Origin of the sequence: Levilactobacillus acidifarinae DSM 19394 = JCM 15949 (genome assembly GCF_001434835.1) — a bacterium.
Classification (GTDB): Bacteria; Bacillota; Bacilli; order Lactobacillales; family Lactobacillaceae; genus Levilactobacillus; species Levilactobacillus acidifarinae.
On record NZ_AZDV01000026.1, the window covers coordinates 310,848 to 334,482 of the forward strand.

Here is a 23,635-nt window from a genome sequence, read left to right on the forward strand (position 1 = left end):
GCGGCGTGGCCGTTAACTACACCCGTTTCAAACCCGGTCATCATCAATACTAAACAAAATAATTTTAAAAAATGGGCCCCTTTAACTGGGAGCCTATTTTTACTGGTTTAGCTTCGTTTTTTGGATGGCAACTTTTTGATTCAGTGTTCGGCTAAATGATAAACTTTTTTGTTTTCACGTTTGCCAACGCTAGATATTAAATGGTCATGACCTACTCCCAGCCATCATTAGGGTCAATCTTCGGTTTTGAATTTGCTAAGGACTTACCTCGAACCTGTTTATCAGTAAAAGTGGGTTCTACGTGATTCTGACGTGCTAAGGTTTTTAATTCGAGAAGTTGAGCTTGCAGCGCTTTGTTTTCTTTAACCAGGTCTTCATAGTCGACGACTGACAGAACCACGCCGACGGGGGTCTTTCGATTGAAAATGTAAATGCCAGCCTTAGCAGCTTGGGCTTGATCAAAAACATTCTGGGGTGACCGTTTGAGTTCGCTAAGGGTACTTGTCGGGACCTCTAAGATTCTCATATTCTAAGCTCCTTTAGACACATAATATATTGCTACTTTGGGATGACTTAGCTTGACTGAGTTTTCAACGAATAAAATCCTTTCGTTGAATCAAGGCATCTTGTTTCTTAGCCAGCACATAGTGATATAGGGCGGCGTAAACGTCTTGTGTTTTAGAATCTGATTCGTTTACAACGGCCAAACGCAACTCTTCCAGATCCTGTTTGCGGGCCCAATCGAAGATCTCTTGAGCAAGTCGAGGTTCAAGTCGCCGCTTATCTGGCTTGGCTGAGTGAGATGCGAAACTAGCGTGACCATAAGCAATGTTCTCCGGTTCAATAGTCGTCATTTTCGTCCGCTTCCCAGCGTCGATAACCCTCCGGTGTACTCAGGTCGTTGATTGGTCGATCGGCTTGCTTGAGGGCCGCTTGGAGGTTTAGCGCGGCTTTCTGCCGTTCAGTCAACGTGACGTTGAAGGGGATGCTGCCGGTAACGGCGACTTGTTTTAGAAACATGGTGATGGCGGTTGACGGGGACAGCCCCAGTTGACTGAAAATCGCCTCAGTTTTGTCGGCCAAAGAACGATCGACAGTGACTTGAATCTTTTGGGATTTAGTTGCCGATTCATGGGGACGTTTAGTTGACATGTTAATTGCTCCTTTCTGGTTTCTTAGTAGTGCTATTGTATGCCGTTTCGATGATTTTTACACGACATTCAAGCCCTCAAATGAATCAAGTCAAGCTTAACGCCGATGGTTCTGACGAGGTCCGGGAAGTTTGAGCGGAAAAGCGACAGCTGTGACTGCCCAGACCATTTTACATTGTGTAAAATGAAACTAGCGTGAAAACGTGTCGTTATAATAATTTAAATAAGCAATTGGGCTAGTAATACTGCCAAAATATGGTATGCTAGTCTTCGTAATTAAAATTTACGGAGTAGGCAATAGGGCGTTAAGTGCTGGTGGAACGCAATGTGAACACCGGACGAAGGGCAGGTGGCCCGCGATCCTATTGCCGCATTGGCCGCAGTGATGTGGCAACTCCCTTAGGAGATGTCTGAAATGAAGACAATGGCAAGAACCCAGCTGCCGAAGCTGGATACGTTGAGTATGGTCACGATGGGGTTACTAATGGCATTACAACTGGTAGTTAGCCGGTTTGCCATCAGTAATCAGTTTATGCGCTTGAGTTTCACCTTCTTGGTGGCCGCACTTCTAGCTAAGTGGTTTGGCCCGTGGTGGGGGATGATGACGGCGGCCTTGGTAGATATCGTGGGAACGCTGATGACCGGAGGCCCGTACTTCGTCGGGTTTACCATCTCGGCCATCGTGGGTTCTTTAATCTACGCGCTGTTCTTCTACCGGCAACCGATCACGTGGTGGCGCATTATCGTGGCGCAACTACTGGTGGTCGTGCTGGTCAACATCGGCTTAAATTCGGAGTGGCTGGTGATCATGTACCACACGCCACTTTGGGGCATTTTACCCGTGCGTTTAATGAAAGAGGCCGTGACCACGCCAATTCAAATCGTGCTGTTGGCCGTGGTTCTGAAGAGTCACGTGGTTCAAAACCTGGAACACCGCTTAAAAACGAAAGCCTAACTCAATAAAGTTTAGCCGTAACTATAGCTGCCAGAAGGCGCCGGTTACGGTTTTTTTAGTCGGTAGGGAGTATTTAATAACAATTAATAAAATTACTTTAACTTTAATTTAAAAAACACACCACCGCTTCCGTCACATCCCCAAAACTGGCACCAATACCTAACCCAGTCATTAAGGTCAGGCCGGGGCGGCTGGCGTATGATACACTGGTTAATAACGACCTTAGTGGGTAGGTCAGTGGCCTATCCAACCTTTAAGTTTTTCTAGTATCCCGACGCCTTAACTTGTGATTCGGCTCAGAGTTGGGTATAACGGACTAGGATAATTAATGACCGGATTCTATGTTCAGGGGGAGACGCAAAATGAAACGTATCGCACAACTATATGCCCAATATAAGGACGTTATCGCCTATTTGGTTTTCGGAGGGCTGACCACCTTAGTGAACCTGGTGGTCTTCTTTATGACGGCTAGCCTGTGGCATTGGAACTACCAAATCGGGACGGCCGTCGCTTGGTTCGTCTCCGTGCTGTTTGCGTATCTGACCAACCGGGTCTGGGTCTTTCACTCCCACTTTACGACCATGCGCGCATTAGGCCGCGAAATCGTGTCGTTCTTCTCCGTGCGGGCCTTAACCCTGGTAATGGACGAAGGCATTATGTGGATTGGGGTTTCCTTACTCATGCAAAACGAAATGCTGACCAAGTTGGTCGACCAAGTCGTCGTGGTCTTAGCCAACTACTTCTTCAGTAAGTGGTTCGTCTTTCGCAAGACCAAGGCTGCCGCGAAAAATTAAAACTTAGACGTTAAAATCCCGTTAACCACCGACCGAACAGGTTGGTGGTTAACGGGATTTTTTTATTTATTCGACAGTCGGATTGGTTTTTTTAGGGTGATGCGGTGGGCGTTTAGGCGTTACCAGCTGGACGTCGAAGACTTTCAGGAAGAAGGCCACCAGCGGTACGCCGACGATCAGACCCCAGGTGCCGAAAATTTGCTCGCTGACAATCAGGGTGATGAAAGTCACGAAGATCGGCAGGTTGGTGGCGTTGGCCATCAACCGGGGGTGCAGGAAGTAGGATTCGAACAAGTGCACTAAGATGACGAGGGCAATGACCTCTAAGACCCGCAGGACGCCGCCAGTCACAAAGGCGATGATGGTTAACGGAATCAGGGAAATCAAGACCCCGGCGACCGGAATCAAACCCAAGAAGAACACGGCGATCCCTAAAATTAACAGGCTCGGCATGTGCAGAATCCAAAGGCCTAAGACCATCAAGACGGTGTTAATGGAACAAATCAATAGTTGGGTTTCAATGACGGTCCCAAAAATCTGCACGAAGCTGAGAATTAAGTCGCCCATTGGCACGAACAACTTGGCAAACCGACTCTTGGTAAAGGCGTGAACGAAGCGTTGGAGCTGGGCCTTGGTCAGGTTGAAGATAAAACTAAAGAAGAAGGCCAACACGATGGTTTCAACCCCGGAACTTAACCGAGAGAGTTTCCCGATGCCGGAAGTGAAGAGGGTCTTACTGTTACTGATGACCGACGCGTTTTGCGTTAGATTTTTAATCAGTTTTTTAGCCGACGTTTCCAGTTGCGGGTAGGTCTGAATCAACTGGTCGACCGCGTGCGGCAGGTTTTCCACTTCACTGACCAATGGGGGAATGATCTGGGCGAAGGCCGCCACCAGGATGCCTAGAAAAATCAGGTAGACCAGGAGGGTGGCGAGTAGGTGCCCTAAGTGCAGATGACGTTCAATTCCCATGACGGCGGCGTTGGCCAGATAAATAAAGATTATCGTGAACAAGGCCAGCGATAAGAATCCCCGGGCGAACCACGCAATCATGATCAGTAAGACTAGCGCGAGGTAATAGGCGGTTAGCGGGTTTTGCCAGGCGCGTTTTAAACTAGGTAACATGCAAACATCCTCTCCAAAGCAGGTAATAAGTTGAGTTTACGCTGGCGACCGGTGGATTGCAACCGAGCTAAAAGCCCCGTCGACTAAACTGTCGGCGGGGCTTTAGAGAGTTGTGGCAAAGAAGGGTCGCTAACTGGCCTGCGCGGCGGTTAGCTTGTGCCGACGAACCGGGCTGAAATGGTAGAACAACGCGACTAAGGCGCCGCCCACTAAGACTCCCAGCATGTTAGCCAAGACGTCGTTGATGTCGCTACTCCGGTTGATCAACCAGTGGTGGGACAGAACGTATTGCATGGTTTCGATGCTGCCGCCGACGAAGAACCCGAAGAGGGTCACGCCGATGAGCGGCAGGCGGGGCCACAGCCATTTGACTAGCAGGCCGAGTGGCAGAGTCATTAAGATATTTTCGGCAAAGCCCAGGTTAAACAAGTCGAGTTGGGTCAGGTTCACGCGTCCCGTGCCCGGCGGCATGATGTAAACGGCCGTGCCGGTAAAGGCTAAGGGGGTGAACACAATCGCGGCCAAACTGGTTAAGTAGCCTAAGGTGATTAAGGCAAACCAGCGGTGCTGACGATTGACCACCGTGGTGAGGATGACCAGGCCACTTAGACTGGCCATTAGTAAAATGATGAGTAAAGGTTCCCAGCGCATATAACCACCTCCGTTTGTGAGTTGAGATCAGCGGGTAACTGAATATGTTTCTCATAGTAGCGCGAACGGCGACGGAAGAGAACCATTTGGGACCGGTCTTTAGCATTTCTTTGGCGGCTTAATAAAATCACAAGGTCATGATCAAAGAAACATCACACTTTTACGGGAATTTAGCGGTAGCCGGGAAGCGTTAACCACGACCCTAATCGGTCGAACTGAACGCCTGCGTCCGGTGTAACTGGGTCAACGTCGCTAACTGTTCCGGCGTGGTTCGGTTCAACGATAACGGCGGGAGCGCAGCTAAATCGAAGTAGCCGATTCGGTCGACCTCCATGTTCGGTTCGAAGTGCCCGTCCAGCGGCTCGCAGTCAAAGACTAACTTATAAAACTGGGCAACCTGGGGAATGTCGGGGCGTTGGGCCGTGTCAAAAATGTGCAGCAGGCCGCGGACTCGCACGGCCAGCCCGGTTTCCTCACGAACCTCGCGTTGCACGTTTTCGCGGGGGGAATAGCCGACGTCCGCGTAACCACCGGGCAGTGCCCAGGTCTGCGTGGGCACGTCTTGCACCAACAGCACTTGGCGTTCCTTAACGATAAAGGCCCGTACGTCCACCTTGGGCGTGACGTATCCGGGGTCCTGAGCCAATGCCGTTTTTAATTGAGCCGCGTTTAACCGGGGATTGAGGGCCATCTGTTGGAGCAGGAAGGCTTGGAGTTTTTGGTAGCGATCCCGGTCGAACGGATCCTTGGTAAACGCTAAGCCGCTTTGAATCAGGGCCAGCATGTTGCGTTGAGTGGTTAAGAGGTCGTCAGTCATGATTAGTTTCTCCTTCAAGGACCACCAACCGGTCCGCCGGAATCTGCGTCGTCAGGTCGGCGGGCAGCGGTTGGTCGGTCACGATGGTGTCGAAATCACTAGGGGCAAAGAGTCTGAAGTTGTGGGTCACGTTGACCTTGGTGTGGTCCACCAGCAACATCAAGTGGGTACTCTGTTGCCGTAGGGCGGCCTTTAAGGCGATGTCGTCTTCGTAGGCGTAATACACCCCGGCGGCCGTGATGCCCGCACAACTTAGAACCGCCGTATCGAAATGAAACTTGGTGAGGGCCAGCAAGCTATCGGCCCCCTGGACACACCGTTGTTCGGCGTTGAGGGACCCACCGAGAATCCGCGTGCGGTAGGTGGCGTGCCGCAGGGCTTGGTCGGCCACGTCGAGTGAGTTGGTGACTAGGAGCCCGGCGTCGTTGGCGGTCAGGTACTGGGGCAGACAGGTCACCGTCGATGACACGTCAAGAAACAAGAACCGCTGCCCGGTCAACAGGGCACTGGCTCGTCGGGCCAACGCCCGTTTGATGGGCAGCAGGTCGTTTTGCCGGTCGAGGTACTGGTCAAGCTTGCTAAACGTATTCGGCAGGCTGATGCCGCCGTAATTGCGTTCGACTAATTGGCTATCGGCCAACTTGATGATGTCGCGCCGCGCGGTATCGCGCGAGGTCCCAGTCAAGACCATAATGTCGTGTAAGCTAAGGGTTTGCTTCTGGTTTAATTGCGTTAAAATTTGCGCTAGTCGGGCTTTTTGCGTCATGGTACGGTCTCCTTTTGCATTAATATAAGTGTTTAATATATAATAGCTTATTTTGCCTTAAAATTAAAGACGCACTGCCCTGAACCAGCACTAAACGGGTCAGCCAAAAAACCTGCCAACTTAACGGGTCGTTAATTTGGCAGGTTTCTTTTGTGTCGATTTTGACCCCGCCTTCATTGGGGATCGGTCAGGGGTGTTTTAAAGTGGACTTGAAAGTCGAGAGTCGGTATCACTAACTAGCACAATTGCGCCACCGGTCACTGGTTGCGCCGCGGAAAGGATGAGTCGATTATGGGCATCTTATTGGCATTGATTCCAGCACTGGGGTGGGGAGTTCAACCCCTCATCGCACGCAAGGTGGGTGGGAGTCCCACCAATCAGGTTCTGGGCACCGGAATGGGCGCCGTCGCGGTCGGACTAATGGTGGGTCTCTTTGCGGGAAGCGTCCACGGCCTGAACTTTTGGCTAAGCTTTGCTGCGGGATTTCTCTGGGCCTGGGGCGAAGTGGGTCAGTTCGTGGCCTTCACCCGTATCGGGGTGACCCGGACCATGCCGATCTCCACGGGATTACAAATCGTGGGAACGTCGTTAATCGGAGTTCTGATCTTCGGGGAATGGGCGGGGACCATGGCCCGATTATTGGGGACCGTCGCCATCGTACTGGTGGTGGCCGGCGTCGCATTGACCGCAATCACGGACACCCGCACAACGGGGCAGTCCTCGTTAGTCTCTGGGTTGGCCATCTTAGTGCCCACCACGCTTGGGTATTGGGCTTACAGTGCCCTTCCCAAGACGATTCACGCTGCGGGAATCCACCTGTTTTTCCCTGAGATGCTCGGCATCTTTATCGGGGCGTTAGTCTACACGCTTTGGCAAACCAAGGGCCGTGCCTTCACGGAACCGGCCAGTTGGGGCAACGGCCTGATTGGTTTGGTCTTTGGCTTGTCGTCACTGGCTTACATTTTTGCGGCCCAGGCGGCCGGCATCGCCACGGTCTTCGTGATTACCCAGCTAAGCGTGGTCGTCTCCACCTTAGGGGCCATCTTCATCTTGCACGAACGGAAAAGCCCGCGGGAATTACGATTGACCGTAAGTGGTCTGATTTTAATCGTGGTGGGTAGTATTTTAACAGCCACCCTCTAAGCGTGTGTGAGGGGCCTGGGCTAACGTGCGATTTCTGAGAAATTATCAGCTGGTTGCGTGAAAACACCGTCAGTCAGGTGCCCTGACGGCAACCCAGCTGGCGGTGTAATTAATTTTGTAAGGACGTTGACGGGTGCGACGTGGGTGCCGCTTGTTGGGCGGCCTTAGCCACCCGGGCCCGGTGCCAGAGTGACCAGGCAATCTCGCCGAAGTAGCACGGCACGGCGATGAGTAAAAAGATGATTGGATAAATTAAGTAGTTTAGCAGCACAATGCTGAGTAGGGCCACCAGTAGTAAGGTCAGGCCGATTAAAGTTAACGTATCTTTCATGTGAATTCCCCCTAAATCGTTTAACATGACCCTAGCATACCCGCTAATCCGCGGGCTTTCACGGGGGACCAGCTGAAATTTGGCTGAGAGTTTTTCAGAATTCACGCCCATCACGCGACTGGGAGGTTTCGCCGTGACGCCTGGGGAAATTCGCCGTATACTAAAATTAAATTTATTAATGACTAGTTCTGGTCATTGATTAGGGGAGCGATGGAAACGATGTTACGCCAGTTATCGAGCCGACGTTTCTGGATCGGTATCAGTATGCTAGTTTTACTCATCTTAGGGGGCTGTGGCGCCCGCGGCAAAACGGGACCACAAGCCAGTGCCACCAAGCTTGACGGGGCCAAATACGTCCCAACACTATTCTTTCACGGGTACGGCAGTAGTGCCAACGCCGAGATGCCGATGATTCGTGCGGCACAGAAGGCCGGTGTTACCCACACTGTGTTGCACGCCACCGTGGCCAAAAATGGACACGTCAGTTGGCGCGGGCGGTTTAAGGCCGGGGATTATCACCCCATCGTCGCGGTGCAGTTCACAGCCAACCGCGACGGGGACTACCACACCACGGCCGACTGGGCCAAGAACGTGATTACCGGGTTGCAGAAAACCTATCACATTACCCGTTTCAACCTGGTCGGCCACTCGATGGGCAACATGGCCATGGCCTTTTACCTGTTGAAAAACGCGCAGAATAGCCATTTACCCCAACTTCAACGGCAGGTCGACATTGCCGGACACTTTAACGGGATCCTGGGAATGAACGACGAACCCAACCAGATGAAACTAACGGCGGCGGGCAAACCCACCAAGATGGATCGCGACTACCAGCAATTATTAGCGCTGCGGCAACGTTATCCGCGCCAGGCCCGGGTCTTAAACATTTACGGGGACCTGAACAACGGCACCCATTCGGACGGTCGGGTCAGCAACGCGTCGTCCAAGTCATTACGTTATCTGGTGGCTAACCGGGCCCAGTCGTATCAGGAACACCGAATTGTGGGTCCCAACGCCCAACACAGTAAGTTGCACGATAACGCGCAGGTTAACCGGTTATTGATCAAGTTCTTGTGGCAAAAGTAAGGGCTCTAAAACAGACATTTAAAATGGTCCCCTAAGATTAGATTTAGTATCCAGTCCTAGGGGGCCATTTTAGAATATCTTCATCAGAAACCAGTTTTCTATAGGCTAAAGATGTGGGGCTGCAATTCATATAAACTGAATTTTCCAGCACCGTTCACTCCCGCAATTAAAATATATCTTGGCTGATCCATCAGCGAATGAAGTCCTTGCGTTGAATCAAGCTATCTTGTTTCTTGGCCAAGGCATAGTTATATAAAGCAGCGTAAACGTCTTGTTTTTTTGAATCACTTTCGTTTACGACAGCCAACCGTAAATCTTCAAGATCTTGTTTGAGAGCCCAGTTGAAGATTTCTTGATCAAAGCGAGTGTCAAGCATTTTCATGACCTCCTGGAGATTCAATTAATGAAAAACTTCTATGAACCAATTATAACACGCTAAAATTTCAAGCTTAAATCATGCGCAAAATCGGCAACGCCAGAAATGACTCGTACAAAAACTTCACATGATTTAAAAATTAAAAATGACTTAATAAAACGCCCCGGTCCCATAATTTAACTGCAACCGACCGGAGGAACACACGGTAAGCACCGAATCGGCGGCTCAACGGGAATGAGCACGTCTGCGCCACGTTAGTTGAACGCGACGGCAATTAACTTTTTTCAGAAAATGAGTTGACACTAATAAAAACTGGTGGTAGATTAGTTTTAAATTAAAAAACGATTAAAGACGTTGAAGAGAAGAGTAGCAACGCCGACGATTTCCAGAGAGCTTTGATTTGGTGAGAGAAGCAATCGTCAGCCGCGCGAAGATGAGCTTGGAGTCATGACCCGGGTCGCAAGGCTACGGGTGCGGAGGCAACCGATATCTTGCGGAGTCTCCCGGGGAATCCCGGGGTACTTGTCGAGACGGCTATCGCGAGGTAGTCGTAAATTACGGTGGTAACGCGAAAGCTTTCGTCCGTTAGTTTCTAATGATTAGAGACTAATGGTCGAAAGCTTTTTTCTTTGGCGGAATTTAATTGAAAGGAAGTCAGCACATGACGGTAATCGCAACGAACGGGCTGCTCAAAGCCCAACACCAATGGATCGATGACGAGTTACAGACCGACCCGCTTCAAATTTTAATCTTAAACCTGATGCCCACCAAGCTGGAGACGGAACGACAATTTCTTCAACGCTTTGCGGCGGTCGATCAGGACGTGGCGGTCACCTTCATGTACCCGACGCGCCACCACTTCAAAACCGTTTCCCGGGCGGCCATCGTCGCAAACTACGTGTCGATCGACCAGGTGGTGGACCAATCCTTCGACGGGGTGATCATCACCGGGGCACCCGTCGAACAATTACCGTTTGAAGACGTGGATTACTGGCACGAGTTCGTGGCCATCAGCGACTGGACCCACCGCCACGCCAGCCAGACCCTCTACGAATGCTGGGCGGCACAGGCGGGCTTGTACCAAGACTTCGACATTCCCAAGTACGACCTGCCGCAAAAGGCCTTCGGGATCTACGCGGCCACGACCGTTGATGAGCACGCGCAACTGATGAGCGGCTTAAGTGCGGGGGGACTGTTGAAGATGCCCCAGTCCCGGCACACGGCGTTGGACTTACCGGCGACGTTACCGGCTGACCTGCAGGTGGTCGCCGCTAACGCCGAGGTCGGGCCGTTGGTCTTAACGGCGCCCAACCAGCGAGCCGTCTACGTGACGGGGCATCCCGAGTACACCGCGGATACCTTGGCGCGCGAGTACCGGCGCGATCGGCGCAAACAACTTGCCGTGCCGGTCCCTCAACACTATTTCAAGTCTCCCGCTTCAACCGCCGTGAACTATAGCTGGCCGGATGCCAGTCGGCGGTTCTATCAAAACTGGTTAACCAGTTTAACTTTAACGAAAGTAGGTCTTTAATCATGACAGAAACTAATCCAGAAAACTACCACTTTGAAACGTTACAGGTCCACGCCGGGCAAACGGTCGACGAGACCGGCTCCCGAGCCGTGCCGATTTACCAAACCACGTCCTACGTTTTCAAGGACGCCAAGCAGGCCGCCGGACGCTTCGCACTGACCGACGCCGGCAACATCTACACGCGTTTAACCAACCCCACGACCGACGTGGTCGACAAACGGGTCGCCGCGCTAGAGCACGGGACGGCCGGGGTAACGTTAGCCACCGGATCAGCCGCGATCACCGCCGCTATTTTAAACATTGCCCAACAGGGGGATGAAATCGTCTCGGCTAAGACCCTCTACGGTGGGACCTACGACCTGTTCAACGTGACGTTAAAGAAGTTGGGCATCACCACGCACTTCGTGGACTCCGACGACCCGCAGAATTTTGAGGACCAGATCAACGAGCACACCAAGGCCCTCTACGTCGAAAGTATCGGCAACCCCGACATTAACCTGGTGGACTTTGAAGCCATTGGCGCCATCGCCCACAAACACCACATCATCTTCATCGTCGACAACACCTTCGGCACCCCGTACCTGGTGCGGCCGCTGGAACACGGCGCCGACGTGGTGGTCCACTCCGCCACGAAGTTCATCGGGGGTCACGGGACCACGATGGGTGGCGTGATCGTCGAAGGTGGCAAGTTTGACTGGAAGGCCAGCGGCAAGTACCCCGAATTTACCCAACCGGACCCGCAATATAACGGTTTAGTCTTTGCCGACTTGGGGGGTGGCGCCTTTACCACCAAGGTGCGGGCCGAAACGTTACGCGACACCGGGGCGACCATCAGTCCGTTTAACTCCTTCTTACTTTTGCAAGGACTCGAATCGTTGTCCTTACGGGTCGAACGGCACGTGGAAAATACCCGCAAGATTGTGGCCTTTTTAAACGACCACCCAAAGGTCGCTTGGATCAACTACCCTGAACTACCGGACAGTAAGTACCACGATCTGGCCACGAAATACTTTCCCCACGGGGTCGGCTCCATCTTTACGTTGGGCCTGACCGGGGGCGAAGCGGCGGGCAAGGCGTTGATCGAACACCTCCAACTCTTCTCCTTGCTGGCTAACGTGGCGGACGCCAAGTCCCTGATCATTCACCCGGCTTCGACGACCCACGCGCAGTTGAACGAACAAGAACTCTTAGCGGCCGGCGTGACCCCCGACTTGATTCGGATCTCCGTGGGGGTCGAAAACGTCGATGATCTCATCGCGGACCTGAAACAGGCCCTCGATAAAATTTAGAAAGGAGCGTTAACCAATGACCACGACCATTCAAGTTGGCATGTTGGGACTGGGCACCGTGGGTAGTGGGGTGATTACCCGCTGGCCACAAGCCGTGACCACGATTGAAACCACCCAGGGGATTCATTTACAGCTCACCAAGGTGGCCGTGGCCCATCTGACCCGCGCCCGGCAAGTCCCCTTACCGCCGGAAACGCATCTGACCGATTCCATCACCGCCGTGGTGGCGGATCCCCAGATTCAGCTGGTGATTGAAGTGATGGGCACGTTAACTACAGCCAAACGGGCCATCGTGGCGGCACTGACCCACGGTAAATCCGTGATCACCGCCAATAAGGATCTGATTGCGACGGCTGGCCAGGAATTGATTGCGCTGGCGCGCCGGGAACACTGCGACCTATTTTACGAGGCCAGTGTCGCCGGGGGCATCCCCATCTTGCGGACCTTAACGGACAGTTACGCCACCGATACCGTGCAGGCCGTAACGGGGATCTTAAACGGAACGGCGAACTACATCTTAAGCGCCATGACGGCGGGGCAGTCCTACGACCAGGCGCTGACGGCGGCGCAACGGGCGGGGTACGCGGAAAGCGACCCAACCAACGACGTCAGTGGCCTGGATACCACCTATAAGTTGATGATTTTAGGTCAACTCGCGTTCGGCCAGCCCCTGACCCGTGAGCAGATCCATCCGGTCGGCATTACCACCGTGACGGCCGCCCAGTGTCAAGTGGCCGCCCGCCATGGTTGGCAACTAAAGCTTTTGGCCCAAGCACAACGGGCGGGCGACCATCTGTACTGCCGGGTGGCCCCGGTCGCGGTGCCGACGGGCCAAATCTTAAGTCAAGTCCAGGGCGTGCAAAACGGGGTGGCCATCCGCAGCCAGGCCATCGGCGAAAGCTTGTATACGGGGCCCGGCGCCGGCAGTACGGCCACGGCCAACAGCGTTTTAAACGACGTCTTGGTCGCTACGCGGCGGCTCCAACAGGGCATACGCGGTACGGCGTTGAGTGCCCCGGCTCGGCGGTTACCGGTGACCAACCTGGCAACGTTGCCCCAAGCCTACCTGTTATTTAGTGATCTGGCCCCGGTCGACTTACAATGCTACGCGGCGACTAACCAGCTGGTTTTAACCCCGATTACGGCGGGCGTGTATCAAACCGACGTCTTGAACCCCCAGCAGGTGCGTATCCTGCAAGCCACGGAAGACCTTAAGCTCATCCCGATTGCCGAAACGGTGCAGTGGCCGGAGGTAACCGCGCAACCAGTGACCGTGGCGCGAGCGGCGTTGGGGTAACCCTTAATATAGAAGAAACGAGCAATCAGCAGGAAACTTACTAACGAAAATGAGTCCCGCAGACGGTGTTATCCGGTCTGGGGGACTCATTTTTTGACTAGCAGGTGGTTGCCGAAACGGGCCAGCTTCCTTTAAGCTAGAGGTATTAATTGAACGGCGGGAGGAAACTAATGAAGTCTTTGTCACAGGTTAAAGTCACGTTGTGGGGCGTCCGGCTAGTTTATGTGATGGTATTGGTCTGGGTCATCGCCGACCTTTGGCGGTTAAACAGTGATCCCAGAATTTCTGGGACCCTGTTTTTTCTCATTGGTTTTCCGGCGGTCTACCTGGAGAATCAGCGCGAAAAGCTAGAGCCCGCGTACGGGGAGACGCTCGGCTGTACGCTTTGGCGTTTTCTCCTGTTTCCGTGGTTTCTGGTGATGTAACCAGGGGTGTTAATGGGCGGCCGCCCAGAAGATTGAAAAGAATCCGATGATAAAAGTCAGAATCACCAGGACCCACCAATAACCGGCCAGAAAATCCCAAAAGTTCATATTGCCGAACCGCCGGACGTAGCGGTTTCGCTTGGGATCAAAGACGAACTCGTGAGCATCGACCTTGGGTTCCTGATTGTCACGCCCAAACACTAGCGTATCGAGGCTGACGTTAAAGATATCGGTTAACTTGATCAGGTTCGTTAGGTCGGGCGTGGAGTCCCCGGATTCCCATTTGGAGATGGCCTGGCGGGTCACGAAGAGTTGACTGGCGAGGTCGTCCTGGGTGGTATTCGTGGATTTTCTAAGTTTCTTGAGTTGTTGGGGAAATTGATTCATGGTGATAACCTCCGGCGGCGTTAAAAACGCTTTTTTCTGAAGATGAGATACCCGCTCACGATAAAGAGCCCCGTGTAAAGTAAGGTGCCCAGCAAAAGTTGCGAGTTTTGCAGGTGACTGGTGGCGTAATAGGTGGTGTAGTTGTAGTATTCGCGGGTTAAATTGGTCATGTTAAAGGGATTCCAACGTAATAACCGTACGCCCTGGTTGGCCGTCAACAGATTGGACGACACAAACTGCCCCATAAAAACCACGAGCAGACTCACGCTGATGACGACCGCGTTATTGTTGATCAGACACGAGAGCAGAAAAATCAGGCTAATGATCAAGGTGGTGGTCACAACGTCCACCGCCATGGTCTTGAGCAGGTTTTCCCAGAGCGGTTGGTGGTAAAGGTAGACGGTCGACCAGGCAACGGGCCGAATCAGGGACGTTTGGCATAGCAGGACCGTCCATAGGATGGCGACGCCGTGCAGGAAGACGTTGTACCCCAGAATGACGATGGATTTGGCAAGGTATACGTCTAATTTAGCGGGTGCCTTGTACAATAAAGTCAAGATGGCGTGATTTTGAAATTCCATGGAGAAGGTGGTGGCGCCGACCACGACTAAGATCAGCATGATCCAGTCGGGGGCGTCGTAACCAGTGGCCATTGACAACTTACTTTCATTATACCCCATCGCGTAGCCGGTCATGACCATCAAAACGAGCAGGATGATCGGCGCCAGCCAAACGATTTTGCGGTGGCGGAGCTTGTAAAACTCTTGCCGTAAACTACGTCGCATTTAAATTTCCCTCCTAAACGGTTTAAACCGGCCGTTTTTTAAAGAACCAGTATCCGACCAGGATAAAGGCCACGGTATACAGGACAGTGCCGCCAATCACTTGCCCGTTGCTGAGGTGTGAAACGGCCGCATAGGGCGGGTTGGCCAGCTGCTGGGTAATGAAAATCATGTTCAACGGGTTCCACCGAATCAGCGCCACTTGAGCGGCGAAGGTGTGCATGCAGGCCACTGAAAAGCCTGCGCCCATAAACCCCAGAGCGAGTCCGATGCCAATCACGACCGTATTACTTTTGACGAGGGTGATCAACAGTAAGGACAGGGCCACGATGAATAACGTATAGAGCAGCGTTCCTAAAACGCTACCGCTTAACAGTGTCAGGAGGGTCTGGTGATGGGCCATGGGACGGAACCAGCCGTACCGGTGGCCCACGAAAATTGCCTTAAGGACGACCGTAAACAGCGTTGCCAGTCCCGTTAGTACGAGGCTGTAGAGCCAAAGCACCAGCAGCTTGGCCAGATAAACTTGGAATCGTCGCGGATGTTTAGCGACCAGCAGGATAATCGTGTGCTGGCGGTACTCCATCGCCAGAAACGCTGAACTAACGGCAATCATAATAATCGTAATCCACTGGACGGCCCCAAATTCGAAAATGAGTTGCGTGGACGTAATCGGCGTGGTCAAAGCGCTATAGCTCATGAGCACCAGCAAGGTGAGAAGTCCGTAGATGGGCGTTTTTTGCCGCATGAACTTGAATAGTTCCTCCTTTAGACTAGCTTTCATGAGCGGCCTCCCGTTGTTGCGCCAAAATAGTAACCACCGTCTGTTCCAAGTTATGCTCAACGGGCGCTAGTTCTTCTAGGTAGATGTGGTGGGTGGCGAGTAGGTCCTGTAGCGCAAAAATCGTTTCCCGGCGCACGGAAAAGTAAGGTTGGTGAGTCGTAAATGCAATCTGTTGGGCCTCAAGTAATTGGCGGGTCTGCTGCGGTGCGGTGGTACGAAATTGATAGTTCTGCTGATGCAGTTGGTTAAATTGCTGCAGGGGTTGATCGACGATGAGCTGGCCGTGATTAATTAAAATCACGTGAGTCATCACCCGTTGGAGTTCACTTAAAATGTGGCTGGAGATCAGGAAGGCCGTTCCCTGCGCAGCGTATCGCTGAATCAATTGCCGCACGCCGATGGTGGCTTCAACGTCGAGACCGTTCATGGGTTCGTCGAGGATGATCAATTGGGGCTGGTTCAGAAAGGCGATGGCGATGCCGAGTTTCTGGGTCATCCCCAGGGAGTACCCCTTGGCCTTTTGCCGAATGTAGTCGCCCATTTCTAATGCGGTAATCAGTTGTTGTCGATCAGCTGCGTCTTGAGAATAGAGTTCTAAATTCTGCAGGCCGGTCAAAAAGGGGTAAATGGCGGGATGTTCAATCAGGGCCCCCACGTGCTGTAACGCCCGGTGGTCCGTTTCGGTGACCGGGGCTTGGGCCACCTGAATGGTGCCACTGAACTTGGTCAATCCTAAAATCGTTTTCATCAACGTCGTTTTGCCGGCCCCGTTAGGTCCGATCAGCCCCACGATGCTGCCGGGGGCAATCGTAAAGGTAATGTCTTTGACGATGGGTCTTCGCCGAATATAAGTGTCGACGTGCTGAACAGTTAACATGAGCGTTTCCTCCTAACCGTAATAAATGTTCTAAGTCTACTATCGATTAGTGAGGGTACTCCCACAAGCAACTAAGCTGACGCATTTCGCAAATAGCAAGTTATTTTCGCGCAACTTGAGGATGCCAAGGGAACGTCAAAGGCTGATATACCGGGGCGTACTGCGGTTGCGGGACGAGTATCGTCCTAATACTCAATTAAAGACAGGCTGGTCATTTTCGGTCCACGATTAAACTCAATACCGTAGATTATTGAAACTAAATTCGGTTGAAGTAACTAGGTTATTTCATCAAATTTTAGGCGATATAAAATATCGTCCTGAATAATTCGGATTATCCCTTTGCCAATAGTTAACCGTTATGTTTCCCAGAGGTAACATGACGTGCTAAACTAAATCTAGGAGAAATTCCGATTGTGGGTTATTCGAGCTGGTTCGAGAAACTGAAATTAAGCAGCTCATTGACCAGATTAAACATGACAAAAGCAAGTGGCGGATTAGTCGCCGTGGTAAAAATTTGATAGCAATGGCCACTTTAGGAATCGATGCAGATGAAATTTTAAATGAAATCTATGCGGGGATTACTTGGCAAGATTACGTTAGTGGACCGGAAAGGGATAATCATCACCCACCCATTCCCGGTGATATTTGGATCTTTGGTATGATATTGGAAGCGACCGAGTGTTATTTGAAATTTCAACTTAAGGCACACCACATCGTTTTTTGGATCTCAGCCCATCCTGCGGCATATCCGTTACGCTATCCCTTTAGATGATGTCGTCGACAATGACTTGGATTTTATCGGGGAGGTATTTGACAATGAAAAAAACTTTTTTCAACCCGGAAACCGAAACGACGGGCGAATACATTGAAGTTTGGCAGTATGAGATTATGTCGATTAAAGACGTTGAGGATCTCCTCGTGCGCACTCATTATTGGCAAGATACAGACGGTGAACTGTGGTTAGACTTTAACGATCCCAACGAAAATTTCAGAAATATCTTTACAGCTTATCGAACAAGGAAAGGCTACCTACAACCCCACCAAATTAAGGCTTTGCGCCATCAGCTGGGACTATCTGTGCGTGAGTTTGCGCGCCGGCTAGGCCTCAGTTATGCCAAACTTTCTCAAATTGAAAACAATAAGCGTATCCAGACGCTTTCTCAAGAAATCTCTTTTAGAAAGGCTCAACAGGATTATCAGCAACAAGGTTTCTTGACCGACTATCCGGCGCCCCAAGATCCGGGAGCCCTGTTAACCCAGGCGCTAGCAGCACGAACGACTGAGAATCTAAAATCTAGGCACCAACTTTATGTGACGCGTGAATTGGGTCAGACAAATTACTTTGAAATTGGTAAACTTTCGGGAGGGATGGCCTAATGTCAGCTTTAGAATTTACAGGCTATACGGTGGAAGAACAACGTTATCAGCGCAATAAAAAGTTTAAGGCGATGGGGCGACCGATTAACCTAAAGCCACAGTTGACCGTGACCACTGCCTTTGACGGTGAAACAATCAACGTGTTGCTAGGGGTCCGTGTCGGGAAACTAGATCACGATCCCTTTGCGGTAGTCGTTCAGCTTCAGGGAGAATTCTTGTACCACGCCAGCCAAGACCACGCTGGGCTAGGCGTTGACACGCTAATCAGAAATAATGCCGTCGCGATTTTGTACCCGTACGTGCGAACACTGATTTCAAACTTGACCAATGCCTCCAATGATTATCCGGCATTTATTTTACCGACCATTGACGTGGCCCAGGTTTTAAAAGAACAGGCGCAGTCTGCGGAAGCAGCCGATTAATCGGGAAACCATAAAAATAAATCCGGCACCCAATAATCCGAGTTAAACGGACTATTGGATACCGGGTTTTAATTTGGCGTTGATTAGTCAGTTGTGGTCCGCGCTTTTGCCGGGCCCCACCAGTTGGGCATCAGTTCGTCCAACGTGATGGTTTGACGGGTCGCGTAATCCACCATAATCTGAGTGTTGCGATTGGCCGGGTTAAATTCGAGCAAGGCTTCGCGACAGACGCCACAGGGCATGCCCCCGACGCCAGACGGGGCCGCGTCACGAAACGAGATGATGCGTTGAACCTGCGTTTCGCCACCGTGGGTAAACATGTCCAGTAAGGCCACCCGCTCGGCGCACAAGTTGAGTGCCCCACAAGCACTTTCGACACAAAAGCCGGTGTAGATCTGACCGGACCGACTTTGTAAGGCACACACCACGTTATGGGCGTAGATAAATTGGTTGACGTCTTCGGGGTGATAGAGCGGTTTAGCCGCTTGGTACAGTTGTTCCCAAATATCCATGAGACACACATCCTTATAAGCGTTTAAGTTTAAACTACCATAGTGGTGCGGACCCTGACAAGGCTCATCTCAGTATTGGGTCTTTGTCGTGAAACGACAATCAGCGTTGCCAGTAAGTCGCCCAGCAACGCTGATTTAAAACTAAATGGTTAAGACCACCCGACCAATGCGGTCGTTTCGTTGTAATTGGGTAAATGCGGCGCGAAAATCTGCCAATGGATACCGTGCCGCGACGGTCGGATGAAAATCGCCCTGGCTCACGTGGGCCAGAATAGCTTGACTGGCTTGTTGCCGGCTGGCCGAATTTTCGATAATCTCACTGACGGTAAACCCCTGGATGGTCAGGGCCTTACTCAATAGGTCGGCGACGGGGAGTGGGGCCGTCAGTCCCGCCAACACACCGTACTCGATCAGGGTTCCTCCGGGCGCCATTGCCGCGGTTAATGAGGCTACTTCGGTACCCCCTACGGCATCAAATACCAAATCGATTCCACGAGAAGCTGTCAGGGACTTTAGAGTTGCAGTCCAGTCATTTTCCCCCGTCACGATGACGTGGTCGATTGCGGTGGTTTTTCGTAAGAGCTGGGCCTTGGCCGCCGAGCGGGTGGTTCCGATGACGGTGGCTCCCACCGCTTTAGCCATCTGAATAGCCGCCTGACCAACCGTTGACGTGGCCGCGGTGATCAACACGGTCGATTGAACGGTAAGAGCTGCGGTTAGAACGGGATAGGCAGTCAAATAGGGGACCCACAACGCCGCCGCGGCGGCAAAATCGAGGTTATCTGGCAGTTGCACCAATCGCTCAGCGGGGACCACGATTTCATCGCCTAAGCTGCCATAACGGATAAAGTCATACGGGCCTACGGGCGCTACCCGTTGGCCCAGCCACTTGGCTGCAACGCCTGGCCCCACGGCCGTGACGATTCCGGCTGGTTCGTAGCCCAACGTTATGGGGAATTTTGGCGTATTCTCCCCGGGGTGGAGGTGTCCTTGAATGTAGGTCAGGGTGTCTTGGGTGATACTGGTGGCCTTCACCTGCAGGCGCACCTCACCGGCCGTTAAATCACGGGTCGGTACCGTGTCTAAAGTCAGGTGGTCTAAACTGCCAAATTGATGTAAGCGTAAAAGTTGGCTCATTTAATGAGCCCCCTTCGCTTGGGCGGTTAAGGCTAAGCTGGCGCTTTGGGTCAGATCGTCCGTTACCAACTGAACCAATGTATTGGCTAACGTCGCCCGACTAATCGTATCTTGGTGGGGCTGTTGGCCTTCAACCGTGATTTCAACCGGGGTAGCGGGTCCGTTGGTGATGGCGGGGAGGCGTAAGAGTGTAGCGGGGATTGGGCCGGCCGCAATGACGTCGGCTGCCTGAGCGTATTCCGGGGTCGCCGTGAGGTACTGGGCTAAGAGCGCTCCCCGTTTACCGGTAATCTCTTGGTGGATGCCAATCCCCGTGATCCAATAAAGGTGTTGGACGTGCTGCGTGGTGGCGGCCTGGACCACGTTTTGAGCCTGAGTTAGGATAGTCGTCCCACTGAGACCAGCAATCACCACGTCGACGTGGGCCATAGCGGCCGTGAGCGTAGGTAAATCACAGACGTCCCCCTGAATAAGCTGAATTGTGCTTGGCGTGGCAGTTAGCCGTTCCGGGTGCCGGGCGAATGCCGTCAGGTGGTGTGTGGTTTGACTGAACCGGTGGAGCAGGGCTTGACCGGTCTGACTAGTGGCGCCTAAAATTAAAATATTCATTGTAAGATTCTCCTTCGTGAAATTGATGTCCCTAGGATACGCCCCCTCGGGTAACCCGAGGCAAGTCATTTGAGAAAGAAGTTGGCTAAAATTTTGTATAAAATGAAAGACGTCACCCAGTTATTGAACATGACGGTCTATACGGTCCGGCACTACACCGATAGTGGCCTGGTCCCCAACGTTAAACGCGACGAAAACGGCAACCGCCTCTTTGATGAAACGGCGCTGAACTGGTTAAAGGCCGCGCAGTTCCTACGGGGGTGCGGGCTGTCAGTTGCCGAAGTGCATCATTACTTCACCTTGTGCCAACGGGGACCGGCCACGATCCAAGAACGCGCCGCCATTATTCAAGCCGCGCAGGCGGCAACGACGCGCCGGTTAGCGGCTTTACAGCAGCAAGTTGCGGTACTGGATGACCGGGCGCAACATTATCAGGCCATCATCGCCGGCACCACTCAAGATGATTCCAATCCGGAAGATTGGGACCCACGAAAACTTTGTTAACAGACAAAAGCAACGCCGATCACCGATTAATTTCGATGATCGGCGCTGTTTTAGTTAATCCGCAATTCCTAGTTGTTGGAGAGCGGTTAATAAGGCTTGATAAAATTTTTGAATGTTGACTTCACCGGTCGGTAATAAACACGGCTGTAGGAGTTGGTTAACGTCGGCGGTGACCTGATTAATTTTAGTCACCATCGCCAAGCCATCTTTTAATAAGAAAGTTTGTTTTTCACGGGAGTCTTGAGCGTCGACGCGTCGAATCACCAGATCTCGCTTTTCTAAGCGCTTGAGCATGTTCGTGACGGAAGCGGCTTGGCGATTCAGTGCGTGATTGATTTCCTTTTGGCGAGTGCCGGGATGAGCGTTAACGTAGGTGATGAGCGTCGCCGTATCCGCGGTTAATTGGAGGGACTTTAGTCGCGTTAGGATGTACTTATCTTCCATTTGAGCAACCAGGTAGATCTGTTCTCCTAGTTGCTGGGGCAATTGATAATTCATAACTGGTCTCCTAAAATAGTTTTGATGACAACTATTATACGGATATTTCGGTAAAAATCAACTTTAGTCTCGGCCTATCAAGAACATTCATCAATTAAGTTGTTATGACAATTATTTTTCAAAAAATGCTTGACGGTTCTCGGATAGTCGGTTATAGTAAGCGTCGTAGTTATTTAGTTGTTATGACAAGTATTAATTTAAAAGGAGTTCTTCATTATGCGGACAGCAGTTCAATTTAGTAGTAACGGGATTCAATTAGCCGGGGCCTTATACCTGCCCGACGATTTCGACGGACAGCGATCATTAACTGGTATCGTGGTGTGTCATCCTGCCGGGGGGGTCAAGGAACAAACGGCCGGGTTGTATTCGGAAAAGTTAGCCCAACAAGGGTTCGCCGCATTAACGTTTGATGCCGCTCGCCAAGGGGAAAGTGCGGGGGAACCCCGGGGATTAGAAGATCCCTTCCAACGGGCGGAGGATATTCGCTCGGCGGTTTCTTACCTCTCGGTGCGCCCTTATGTGGATGCCGACCATATTGGTGTTCTAGGTATTTGTGCGGCCGGAAGTTACGTTAGTTACACGGCCCAAACGGATCGGCGGATGAAGGCCATTGCGACGGTTTCGGCGGTTGATCCGGCGGGAGAACTTTTGGCGGACCCCGCGACACGAGACGCGTTGTTGGATCAGGTCGGGCACATTCGCAACCTGGAAGCCGCTGGTGAAGGAAACTTCTGGTTCCACGTAAACCCCGGAACCCCTGAAGAGGCCGCGGCCTACCCCGAACGGAGTATGTTCCGGGAAAGCTACGATTATTACGTAGCGGGACCCAACCAACATCCTCGCGCCATTGGTTGGGGCAACTTGAAGTACGACGCTTTAGCCCACTACCAACCCTTTGAACACATGGACTGGATTGCGCCTAGACCATTGCTGATGATTGCCGGAACCGATGCGGATACCCGTCACTTTTCCGTAGACGCCGTTAAAGCCGCGGGTCATAACGCCGAACTTTTTGATATTCAGGGCGCCTCACACATGGACCTGTATGCCAAGGAGCCCTACGTTTCTCAAGCCGTTGCTAAGTTAACGACGTTCTACCAAACAACTTTACAATAACCTGGATTTATCGAGGGGAGGAACTCATTTGAAACGCATCTTAATGATTGGAATGTTGCTATTTGGGGTAATCGCCACTGCCATGGCCTGGCACAGTTTTAGCCATTCGACTACGGCGCAGCCCACGACCACGACCGTACACGCCGTAGCACACCAGCCACGGCGGGTCCTAGTCCTTTATTTTTCGTGGTCGGGGACCACAAAAGAGGTGGCCCAAACCGTGCATCGACAGGTTGGGGGTCGCTTAGTACGGTTAGAGCCTAAAGTCTCGTATTCGTCAGATTATAGTACCGTCAGTAAACGGGCCGGCCGGGAATACTTTCGGCACCAGTCGCCGGCGGTCAAAACCGATCCACGGTTAGTTGACGACTACACCGACATCTTTATCGGTTACCCGATTTGGTACGGGACGGCCCCCATGGTGGTCAAAAGTTTCTTACAACGGGCCAATTTGCGGGGGAAAAATCTGTACCCGTTTACGACCTTTGCTAGTAGTCGGCTGGGAAAAAGCCCGGCACTGATTAAACGAGCAGCACCGGGGGCCCGGCTTCTACCAGGACTAGCAGAAGACAATCCCGGACAGGCCACCACTGACGTTAAGCGGTGGTTAACCACCATACGGTTTAAGTAAGGAGGGCCCTGATGGTTCGTTTATGCAAAATAATTTTGGCGGGACGGCCGCGTCGAGTAACGCCTTAATTCGACGGGTTGTCCAGCATCATGGTGGTCAACGTGGTTTACGAGTGACTGTGTCGGTAATCGGGAAATTACGGTTTAGTGATTGACGGTCACCTCACCGGTGCGCCCACTCATTCAAGTTTTGTTCGTTAATAATCATCAGGGAGATTATCACGTTACGGCGGGCTGACTAACCCACCGCTCAACGACCGTTC

At 52.0% G+C, this 23,635-nt stretch carries 30 protein-coding genes and 1 riboswitch; of the genes, 13 read left to right on the plus strand and 17 right to left on the minus strand.

Annotated features, from left to right (window positions below; genetic code table 11):
* Nucleotides 1-211 precede the first annotated feature (211 nt).
* From FD25_RS09180 to FD25_RS09190, 3 genes are all read right to left on the minus strand, one after another.
* Nucleotides 212-526 (minus strand): type II toxin-antitoxin system Phd/YefM family antitoxin, encoded by a 315-nt coding sequence (locus FD25_RS09180; RefSeq protein ID WP_057803512.1) that lies wholly within the window; start codon nt 524-526, stop codon nt 212-214.
* Between the two features lie 64 nt (nt 527-590).
* On the minus strand, nt 591-854 hold the full coding sequence (locus FD25_RS09185; RefSeq protein WP_057803514.1) for a hypothetical protein: 264 nt from the start codon (nt 852-854) through the stop codon (nt 591-593).
* Entirely contained in the window at nt 841-1,152 is a 312-nt protein-coding gene (locus tag FD25_RS09190; RefSeq protein WP_057803516.1) for a type II toxin-antitoxin system RelB/DinJ family antitoxin, read from the minus strand. Before FD25_RS09190 ends, FD25_RS09185 begins: the two co-directional genes overlap by 14 nt.
* A gap of 283 nt (nt 1,153-1,435) precedes the next feature.
* A riboswitch (THF riboswitch) is annotated at nt 1,436-1,533 on the plus strand.
* 33 nt (nt 1,534-1,566) lie between these two features.
* Between FD25_RS09190 and FD25_RS09195 the strand changes: the two genes are divergently transcribed.
* Nucleotides 1,567-2,106 carry a folate family ECF transporter S component gene (locus tag FD25_RS09195; RefSeq protein ID WP_057803518.1) on the plus strand — a complete coding sequence of 180 codons (540 nt, stop codon included), beginning with the start codon at nt 1,567-1,569 and terminating at the stop codon, nt 2,104-2,106.
* A 362-nt stretch (nt 2,107-2,468) separates the two neighbouring features.
* Nucleotides 2,469-2,900: a GtrA family protein gene (locus tag FD25_RS09200; RefSeq protein ID WP_057803520.1), complete on the plus strand. Its 432-nt coding sequence runs from the start codon at nt 2,469-2,471 to the stop codon at nt 2,898-2,900.
* A 66-nt stretch (nt 2,901-2,966) separates the two neighbouring features.
* Here the strand turns inward: FD25_RS09200 and FD25_RS09205 are convergent, their stop codons facing one another.
* The 4 genes from FD25_RS09205 to FD25_RS09220 all read right to left on the minus strand — a co-directional run bounded on the left by FD25_RS09205 (nt 2,967) and on the right by FD25_RS09220 (nt 6,259).
* On the minus strand, nt 2,967-4,025 hold the full coding sequence (locus tag FD25_RS09205; protein WP_057803522.1) for an AI-2E family transporter: 1,059 nt from the start codon (nt 4,023-4,025) through the stop codon (nt 2,967-2,969).
* Nucleotides 4,026-4,154: 129 nt separating this feature from the next.
* Nucleotides 4,155-4,676, minus strand: a complete 522-nt coding sequence (locus FD25_RS09210; protein WP_057803523.1) for a VanZ family protein — start codon at nt 4,674-4,676, stop codon at nt 4,155-4,157.
* A gap of 202 nt (nt 4,677-4,878) precedes the next feature.
* Complete coding sequence (locus tag FD25_RS09215; protein WP_057803525.1) at nt 4,879-5,493, minus strand: NUDIX hydrolase N-terminal domain-containing protein; 615 nt, start codon at nt 5,491-5,493, stop codon at nt 4,879-4,881.
* The gene (locus FD25_RS09220) at nt 5,486-6,259 is read right to left on the minus strand and encodes a DeoR/GlpR family DNA-binding transcription regulator (RefSeq protein WP_057803527.1); all 774 of its coding nucleotides are present in this window, start codon (nt 6,257-6,259) and stop codon (nt 5,486-5,488) included. Before FD25_RS09220 ends, FD25_RS09215 begins: the two co-directional genes overlap by 8 nt.
* Before the next feature lie 291 nt (nt 6,260-6,550).
* On the opposite strand from FD25_RS09220, the gene FD25_RS09225 reads away from it, so the two are divergent.
* The gene (locus tag FD25_RS09225) at nt 6,551-7,402 is read left to right on the plus strand and encodes a GRP family sugar transporter (RefSeq protein ID WP_057803529.1); all 852 of its coding nucleotides are present in this window, start codon (nt 6,551-6,553) and stop codon (nt 7,400-7,402) included.
* A 109-nt stretch (nt 7,403-7,511) separates the two neighbouring features.
* Here FD25_RS09225 and FD25_RS09230 read toward each other — a convergent pair whose 3' ends face one another.
* On the minus strand, nt 7,512-7,733 hold the full coding sequence (locus FD25_RS09230; RefSeq protein ID WP_057803531.1) for a hypothetical protein: 222 nt from the start codon (nt 7,731-7,733) through the stop codon (nt 7,512-7,514).
* A 219-nt stretch (nt 7,734-7,952) separates the two neighbouring features.
* Here FD25_RS09230 and FD25_RS09235 point away from each other — a divergent pair, with 219 nt between their 5' ends.
* Complete coding sequence (locus FD25_RS09235) at nt 7,953-8,819, plus strand: alpha/beta hydrolase (RefSeq protein ID WP_057804303.1); 867 nt, start codon at nt 7,953-7,955, stop codon at nt 8,817-8,819.
* Nucleotides 8,820-9,009: 190 nt separating this feature from the next.
* Here FD25_RS09235 and FD25_RS09240 read toward each other — a convergent pair whose 3' ends face one another.
* Nucleotides 9,010-9,195, minus strand: a complete 186-nt coding sequence (locus FD25_RS09240; RefSeq protein ID WP_057803533.1) for a hypothetical protein — start codon at nt 9,193-9,195, stop codon at nt 9,010-9,012.
* Nucleotides 9,196-9,856: 661 nt separating this feature from the next.
* On the opposite strand from FD25_RS09240, the gene FD25_RS09245 reads away from it, so the two are divergent.
* The 4 genes from FD25_RS09245 (at nt 9,857) to FD25_RS09260 (ending at nt 13,737) form a co-directional block, all read left to right on the plus strand.
* Nucleotides 9,857-10,726, plus strand: coding sequence for a homoserine O-acetyltransferase/O-succinyltransferase family protein (locus tag FD25_RS09245; protein ID WP_057803535.1), 870 nt, complete (start codon nt 9,857-9,859; stop codon nt 10,724-10,726).
* 2 nt (nt 10,727-10,728) lie between these two features.
* Nucleotides 10,729-12,015 carry an O-acetylhomoserine aminocarboxypropyltransferase/cysteine synthase family protein gene (locus FD25_RS09250; protein ID WP_057803538.1) on the plus strand — a complete coding sequence of 429 codons (1,287 nt, stop codon included), beginning with the start codon at nt 10,729-10,731 and terminating at the stop codon, nt 12,013-12,015.
* 16 nt (nt 12,016-12,031) lie between these two features.
* On the plus strand, nt 12,032-13,312 hold the full coding sequence (locus tag FD25_RS09255; RefSeq protein WP_057803540.1) for a homoserine dehydrogenase: 1,281 nt from the start codon (nt 12,032-12,034) through the stop codon (nt 13,310-13,312).
* Between the two features lie 170 nt (nt 13,313-13,482).
* Entirely contained in the window at nt 13,483-13,737 is a 255-nt protein-coding gene (locus tag FD25_RS09260) for a hypothetical protein (protein WP_057803541.1), read from the plus strand.
* A gap of 9 nt (nt 13,738-13,746) precedes the next feature.
* Here FD25_RS09260 and FD25_RS09265 read toward each other — a convergent pair whose 3' ends face one another.
* The 4 genes from FD25_RS09265 to FD25_RS09280 are packed head-to-tail and all read right to left on the minus strand — an operon-like array spanning nt 13,747 to nt 16,567.
* On the minus strand, nt 13,747-14,124 hold the full coding sequence (locus FD25_RS09265) for a helix-turn-helix domain-containing protein (RefSeq protein ID WP_057803543.1): 378 nt from the start codon (nt 14,122-14,124) through the stop codon (nt 13,747-13,749).
* Nucleotides 14,125-14,144: 20 nt separating this feature from the next.
* Nucleotides 14,145-14,909: an ABC transporter permease gene (locus FD25_RS09270; RefSeq protein WP_057803545.1), complete on the minus strand. Its 765-nt coding sequence runs from the start codon at nt 14,907-14,909 to the stop codon at nt 14,145-14,147.
* A 22-nt stretch (nt 14,910-14,931) separates the two neighbouring features.
* Complete coding sequence (locus tag FD25_RS09275; RefSeq protein ID WP_057803546.1) at nt 14,932-15,690, minus strand: ABC-2 family transporter permease; 759 nt, start codon at nt 15,688-15,690, stop codon at nt 14,932-14,934.
* On the minus strand, nt 15,680-16,567 hold the full coding sequence (locus FD25_RS09280) for an ABC transporter ATP-binding protein (protein WP_057803547.1): 888 nt from the start codon (nt 16,565-16,567) through the stop codon (nt 15,680-15,682). The genes FD25_RS09275 and FD25_RS09280 overlap by 11 nt, the downstream gene beginning before the upstream one ends.
* An 816-nt stretch (nt 16,568-17,383) precedes the next feature.
* Here FD25_RS09280 and FD25_RS09285 point away from each other — a divergent pair.
* Both FD25_RS09285 and FD25_RS13940 read left to right on the plus strand, forming a co-directional pair.
* On the plus strand, nt 17,384-17,944 hold the full coding sequence (locus FD25_RS09285) for a helix-turn-helix domain-containing protein (RefSeq protein WP_057803549.1): 561 nt from the start codon (nt 17,384-17,386) through the stop codon (nt 17,942-17,944).
* Nucleotides 17,944-18,366, plus strand: coding sequence for a protein-export chaperone SecB (locus tag FD25_RS13940; RefSeq protein WP_225428505.1), 423 nt, complete (start codon nt 17,944-17,946; stop codon nt 18,364-18,366). Before FD25_RS09285 ends, FD25_RS13940 begins: the two co-directional genes overlap by 1 nt.
* A gap of 83 nt (nt 18,367-18,449) precedes the next feature.
* Here the strand turns inward: FD25_RS13940 and FD25_RS09295 are convergent, their stop codons facing one another.
* The 3 genes from FD25_RS09295 to FD25_RS09305 all read right to left on the minus strand — a co-directional run bounded on the left by FD25_RS09295 (nt 18,450) and on the right by FD25_RS09305 (nt 20,624).
* The gene (locus FD25_RS09295) at nt 18,450-18,878 is read right to left on the minus strand and encodes a cytidine deaminase family protein (RefSeq protein WP_057803551.1); all 429 of its coding nucleotides are present in this window, start codon (nt 18,876-18,878) and stop codon (nt 18,450-18,452) included.
* A gap of 141 nt (nt 18,879-19,019) precedes the next feature.
* A complete protein-coding gene (locus FD25_RS09300; RefSeq protein ID WP_057803552.1) occupies nt 19,020-20,015 on the minus strand; it encodes a zinc-dependent alcohol dehydrogenase family protein in 996 nt (331 codons plus the stop codon).
* On the minus strand, nt 20,016-20,624 hold the full coding sequence (locus FD25_RS09305; protein WP_057803554.1) for an SDR family oxidoreductase: 609 nt from the start codon (nt 20,622-20,624) through the stop codon (nt 20,016-20,018).
* A gap of 102 nt (nt 20,625-20,726) precedes the next feature.
* Here FD25_RS09305 and FD25_RS09310 point away from each other — a divergent pair, with 102 nt between their 5' ends.
* The gene (locus FD25_RS09310) at nt 20,727-21,128 is read left to right on the plus strand and encodes a MerR family transcriptional regulator (RefSeq protein WP_057803556.1); all 402 of its coding nucleotides are present in this window, start codon (nt 20,727-20,729) and stop codon (nt 21,126-21,128) included.
* Nucleotides 21,129-21,182: 54 nt separating this feature from the next.
* Here FD25_RS09310 and FD25_RS09315 read toward each other — a convergent pair whose 3' ends face one another.
* Nucleotides 21,183-21,626 (minus strand): MarR family winged helix-turn-helix transcriptional regulator, encoded by a 444-nt coding sequence (locus FD25_RS09315; RefSeq protein ID WP_057803559.1) that lies wholly within the window; start codon nt 21,624-21,626, stop codon nt 21,183-21,185.
* Nucleotides 21,627-21,842: 216 nt separating this feature from the next.
* Here FD25_RS09315 and FD25_RS09320 point away from each other — a divergent pair, with 216 nt between their 5' ends.
* Together FD25_RS09320 and FD25_RS09325 are read left to right on the plus strand one after the other, a co-directional pair.
* The gene (locus FD25_RS09320; RefSeq protein ID WP_057803561.1) at nt 21,843-22,742 is read left to right on the plus strand and encodes an alpha/beta hydrolase; all 900 of its coding nucleotides are present in this window, start codon (nt 21,843-21,845) and stop codon (nt 22,740-22,742) included.
* 28 nt (nt 22,743-22,770) lie between these two features.
* Nucleotides 22,771-23,373: a flavodoxin gene (locus FD25_RS09325; protein ID WP_057803563.1), complete on the plus strand. Its 603-nt coding sequence runs from the start codon at nt 22,771-22,773 to the stop codon at nt 23,371-23,373.
* Nucleotides 23,374-23,635 lie beyond the last annotated feature (262 nt).

Coding starts and splice junctions, on each gene's coding strand:
- FD25_RS09180 (WP_057803512.1), bottom strand. CDS start 526: ATGAGAATCTTAGAGGTCCCGACAAGTACCCTTAGCGAACTCAAACGG.
- FD25_RS09185 (WP_057803514.1), bottom strand. CDS start 854: ATGACGACTATTGAACCGGAGAACATTGCTTATGGTCACGCTAGTTTC.
- FD25_RS09190 (WP_057803516.1), bottom strand. CDS start 1,152: ATGTCAACTAAACGTCCCCATGAATCGGCAACTAAATCCCAAAAGATT.
- FD25_RS09195 (WP_057803518.1), top strand. CDS start 1,567: ATGAAGACAATGGCAAGAACCCAGCTGCCGAAGCTGGATACGTTGAGT.
- FD25_RS09200 (WP_057803520.1), top strand. CDS start 2,469: ATGAAACGTATCGCACAACTATATGCCCAATATAAGGACGTTATCGCC.
- FD25_RS09205 (WP_057803522.1), bottom strand. CDS start 4,025: ATGTTACCTAGTTTAAAACGCGCCTGGCAAAACCCGCTAACCGCCTAT.
- FD25_RS09210 (WP_057803523.1), bottom strand. CDS start 4,676: ATGCGCTGGGAACCTTTACTCATCATTTTACTAATGGCCAGTCTAAGT.
- FD25_RS09215 (WP_057803525.1), bottom strand. CDS start 5,493: ATGACTGACGACCTCTTAACCACTCAACGCAACATGCTGGCCCTGATT.
- FD25_RS09220 (WP_057803527.1), bottom strand. CDS start 6,259: ATGACGCAAAAAGCCCGACTAGCGCAAATTTTAACGCAATTAAACCAG.
- FD25_RS09225 (WP_057803529.1), top strand. CDS start 6,551: ATGGGCATCTTATTGGCATTGATTCCAGCACTGGGGTGGGGAGTTCAA.
- FD25_RS09230 (WP_057803531.1), bottom strand. CDS start 7,733: ATGAAAGATACGTTAACTTTAATCGGCCTGACCTTACTACTGGTGGCC.
- FD25_RS09235 (WP_057804303.1), top strand. CDS start 7,953: ATGTTACGCCAGTTATCGAGCCGACGTTTCTGGATCGGTATCAGTATG.
- FD25_RS09240 (WP_057803533.1), bottom strand. CDS start 9,195: ATGCTTGACACTCGCTTTGATCAAGAAATCTTCAACTGGGCTCTCAAA.
- FD25_RS09245 (WP_057803535.1), top strand. CDS start 9,857: ATGACGGTAATCGCAACGAACGGGCTGCTCAAAGCCCAACACCAATGG.
- FD25_RS09250 (WP_057803538.1), top strand. CDS start 10,729: ATGACAGAAACTAATCCAGAAAACTACCACTTTGAAACGTTACAGGTC.
- FD25_RS09255 (WP_057803540.1), top strand. CDS start 12,032: ATGACCACGACCATTCAAGTTGGCATGTTGGGACTGGGCACCGTGGGT.
- FD25_RS09260 (WP_057803541.1), top strand. CDS start 13,483: ATGAAGTCTTTGTCACAGGTTAAAGTCACGTTGTGGGGCGTCCGGCTA.
- FD25_RS09265 (WP_057803543.1), bottom strand. CDS start 14,124: ATGAATCAATTTCCCCAACAACTCAAGAAACTTAGAAAATCCACGAAT.
- FD25_RS09270 (WP_057803545.1), bottom strand. CDS start 14,909: ATGCGACGTAGTTTACGGCAAGAGTTTTACAAGCTCCGCCACCGCAAA.
- FD25_RS09275 (WP_057803546.1), bottom strand. CDS start 15,690: ATGAAAGCTAGTCTAAAGGAGGAACTATTCAAGTTCATGCGGCAAAAA.
- FD25_RS09280 (WP_057803547.1), bottom strand. CDS start 16,567: ATGTTAACTGTTCAGCACGTCGACACTTATATTCGGCGAAGACCCATC.
- FD25_RS09285 (WP_057803549.1), top strand. CDS start 17,384: ATGAAAAAAACTTTTTTCAACCCGGAAACCGAAACGACGGGCGAATAC.
- FD25_RS13940 (WP_225428505.1), top strand. CDS start 17,944: ATGTCAGCTTTAGAATTTACAGGCTATACGGTGGAAGAACAACGTTAT.
- FD25_RS09295 (WP_057803551.1), bottom strand. CDS start 18,878: ATGGATATTTGGGAACAACTGTACCAAGCGGCTAAACCGCTCTATCAC.
- FD25_RS09300 (WP_057803552.1), bottom strand. CDS start 20,015: ATGAGCCAACTTTTACGCTTACATCAATTTGGCAGTTTAGACCACCTG.
- FD25_RS09305 (WP_057803554.1), bottom strand. CDS start 20,624: ATGAATATTTTAATTTTAGGCGCCACTAGTCAGACCGGTCAAGCCCTG.
- FD25_RS09310 (WP_057803556.1), top strand. CDS start 20,727: ATGAAAGACGTCACCCAGTTATTGAACATGACGGTCTATACGGTCCGG.
- FD25_RS09315 (WP_057803559.1), bottom strand. CDS start 21,626: ATGAATTATCAATTGCCCCAGCAACTAGGAGAACAGATCTACCTGGTT.
- FD25_RS09320 (WP_057803561.1), top strand. CDS start 21,843: ATGCGGACAGCAGTTCAATTTAGTAGTAACGGGATTCAATTAGCCGGG.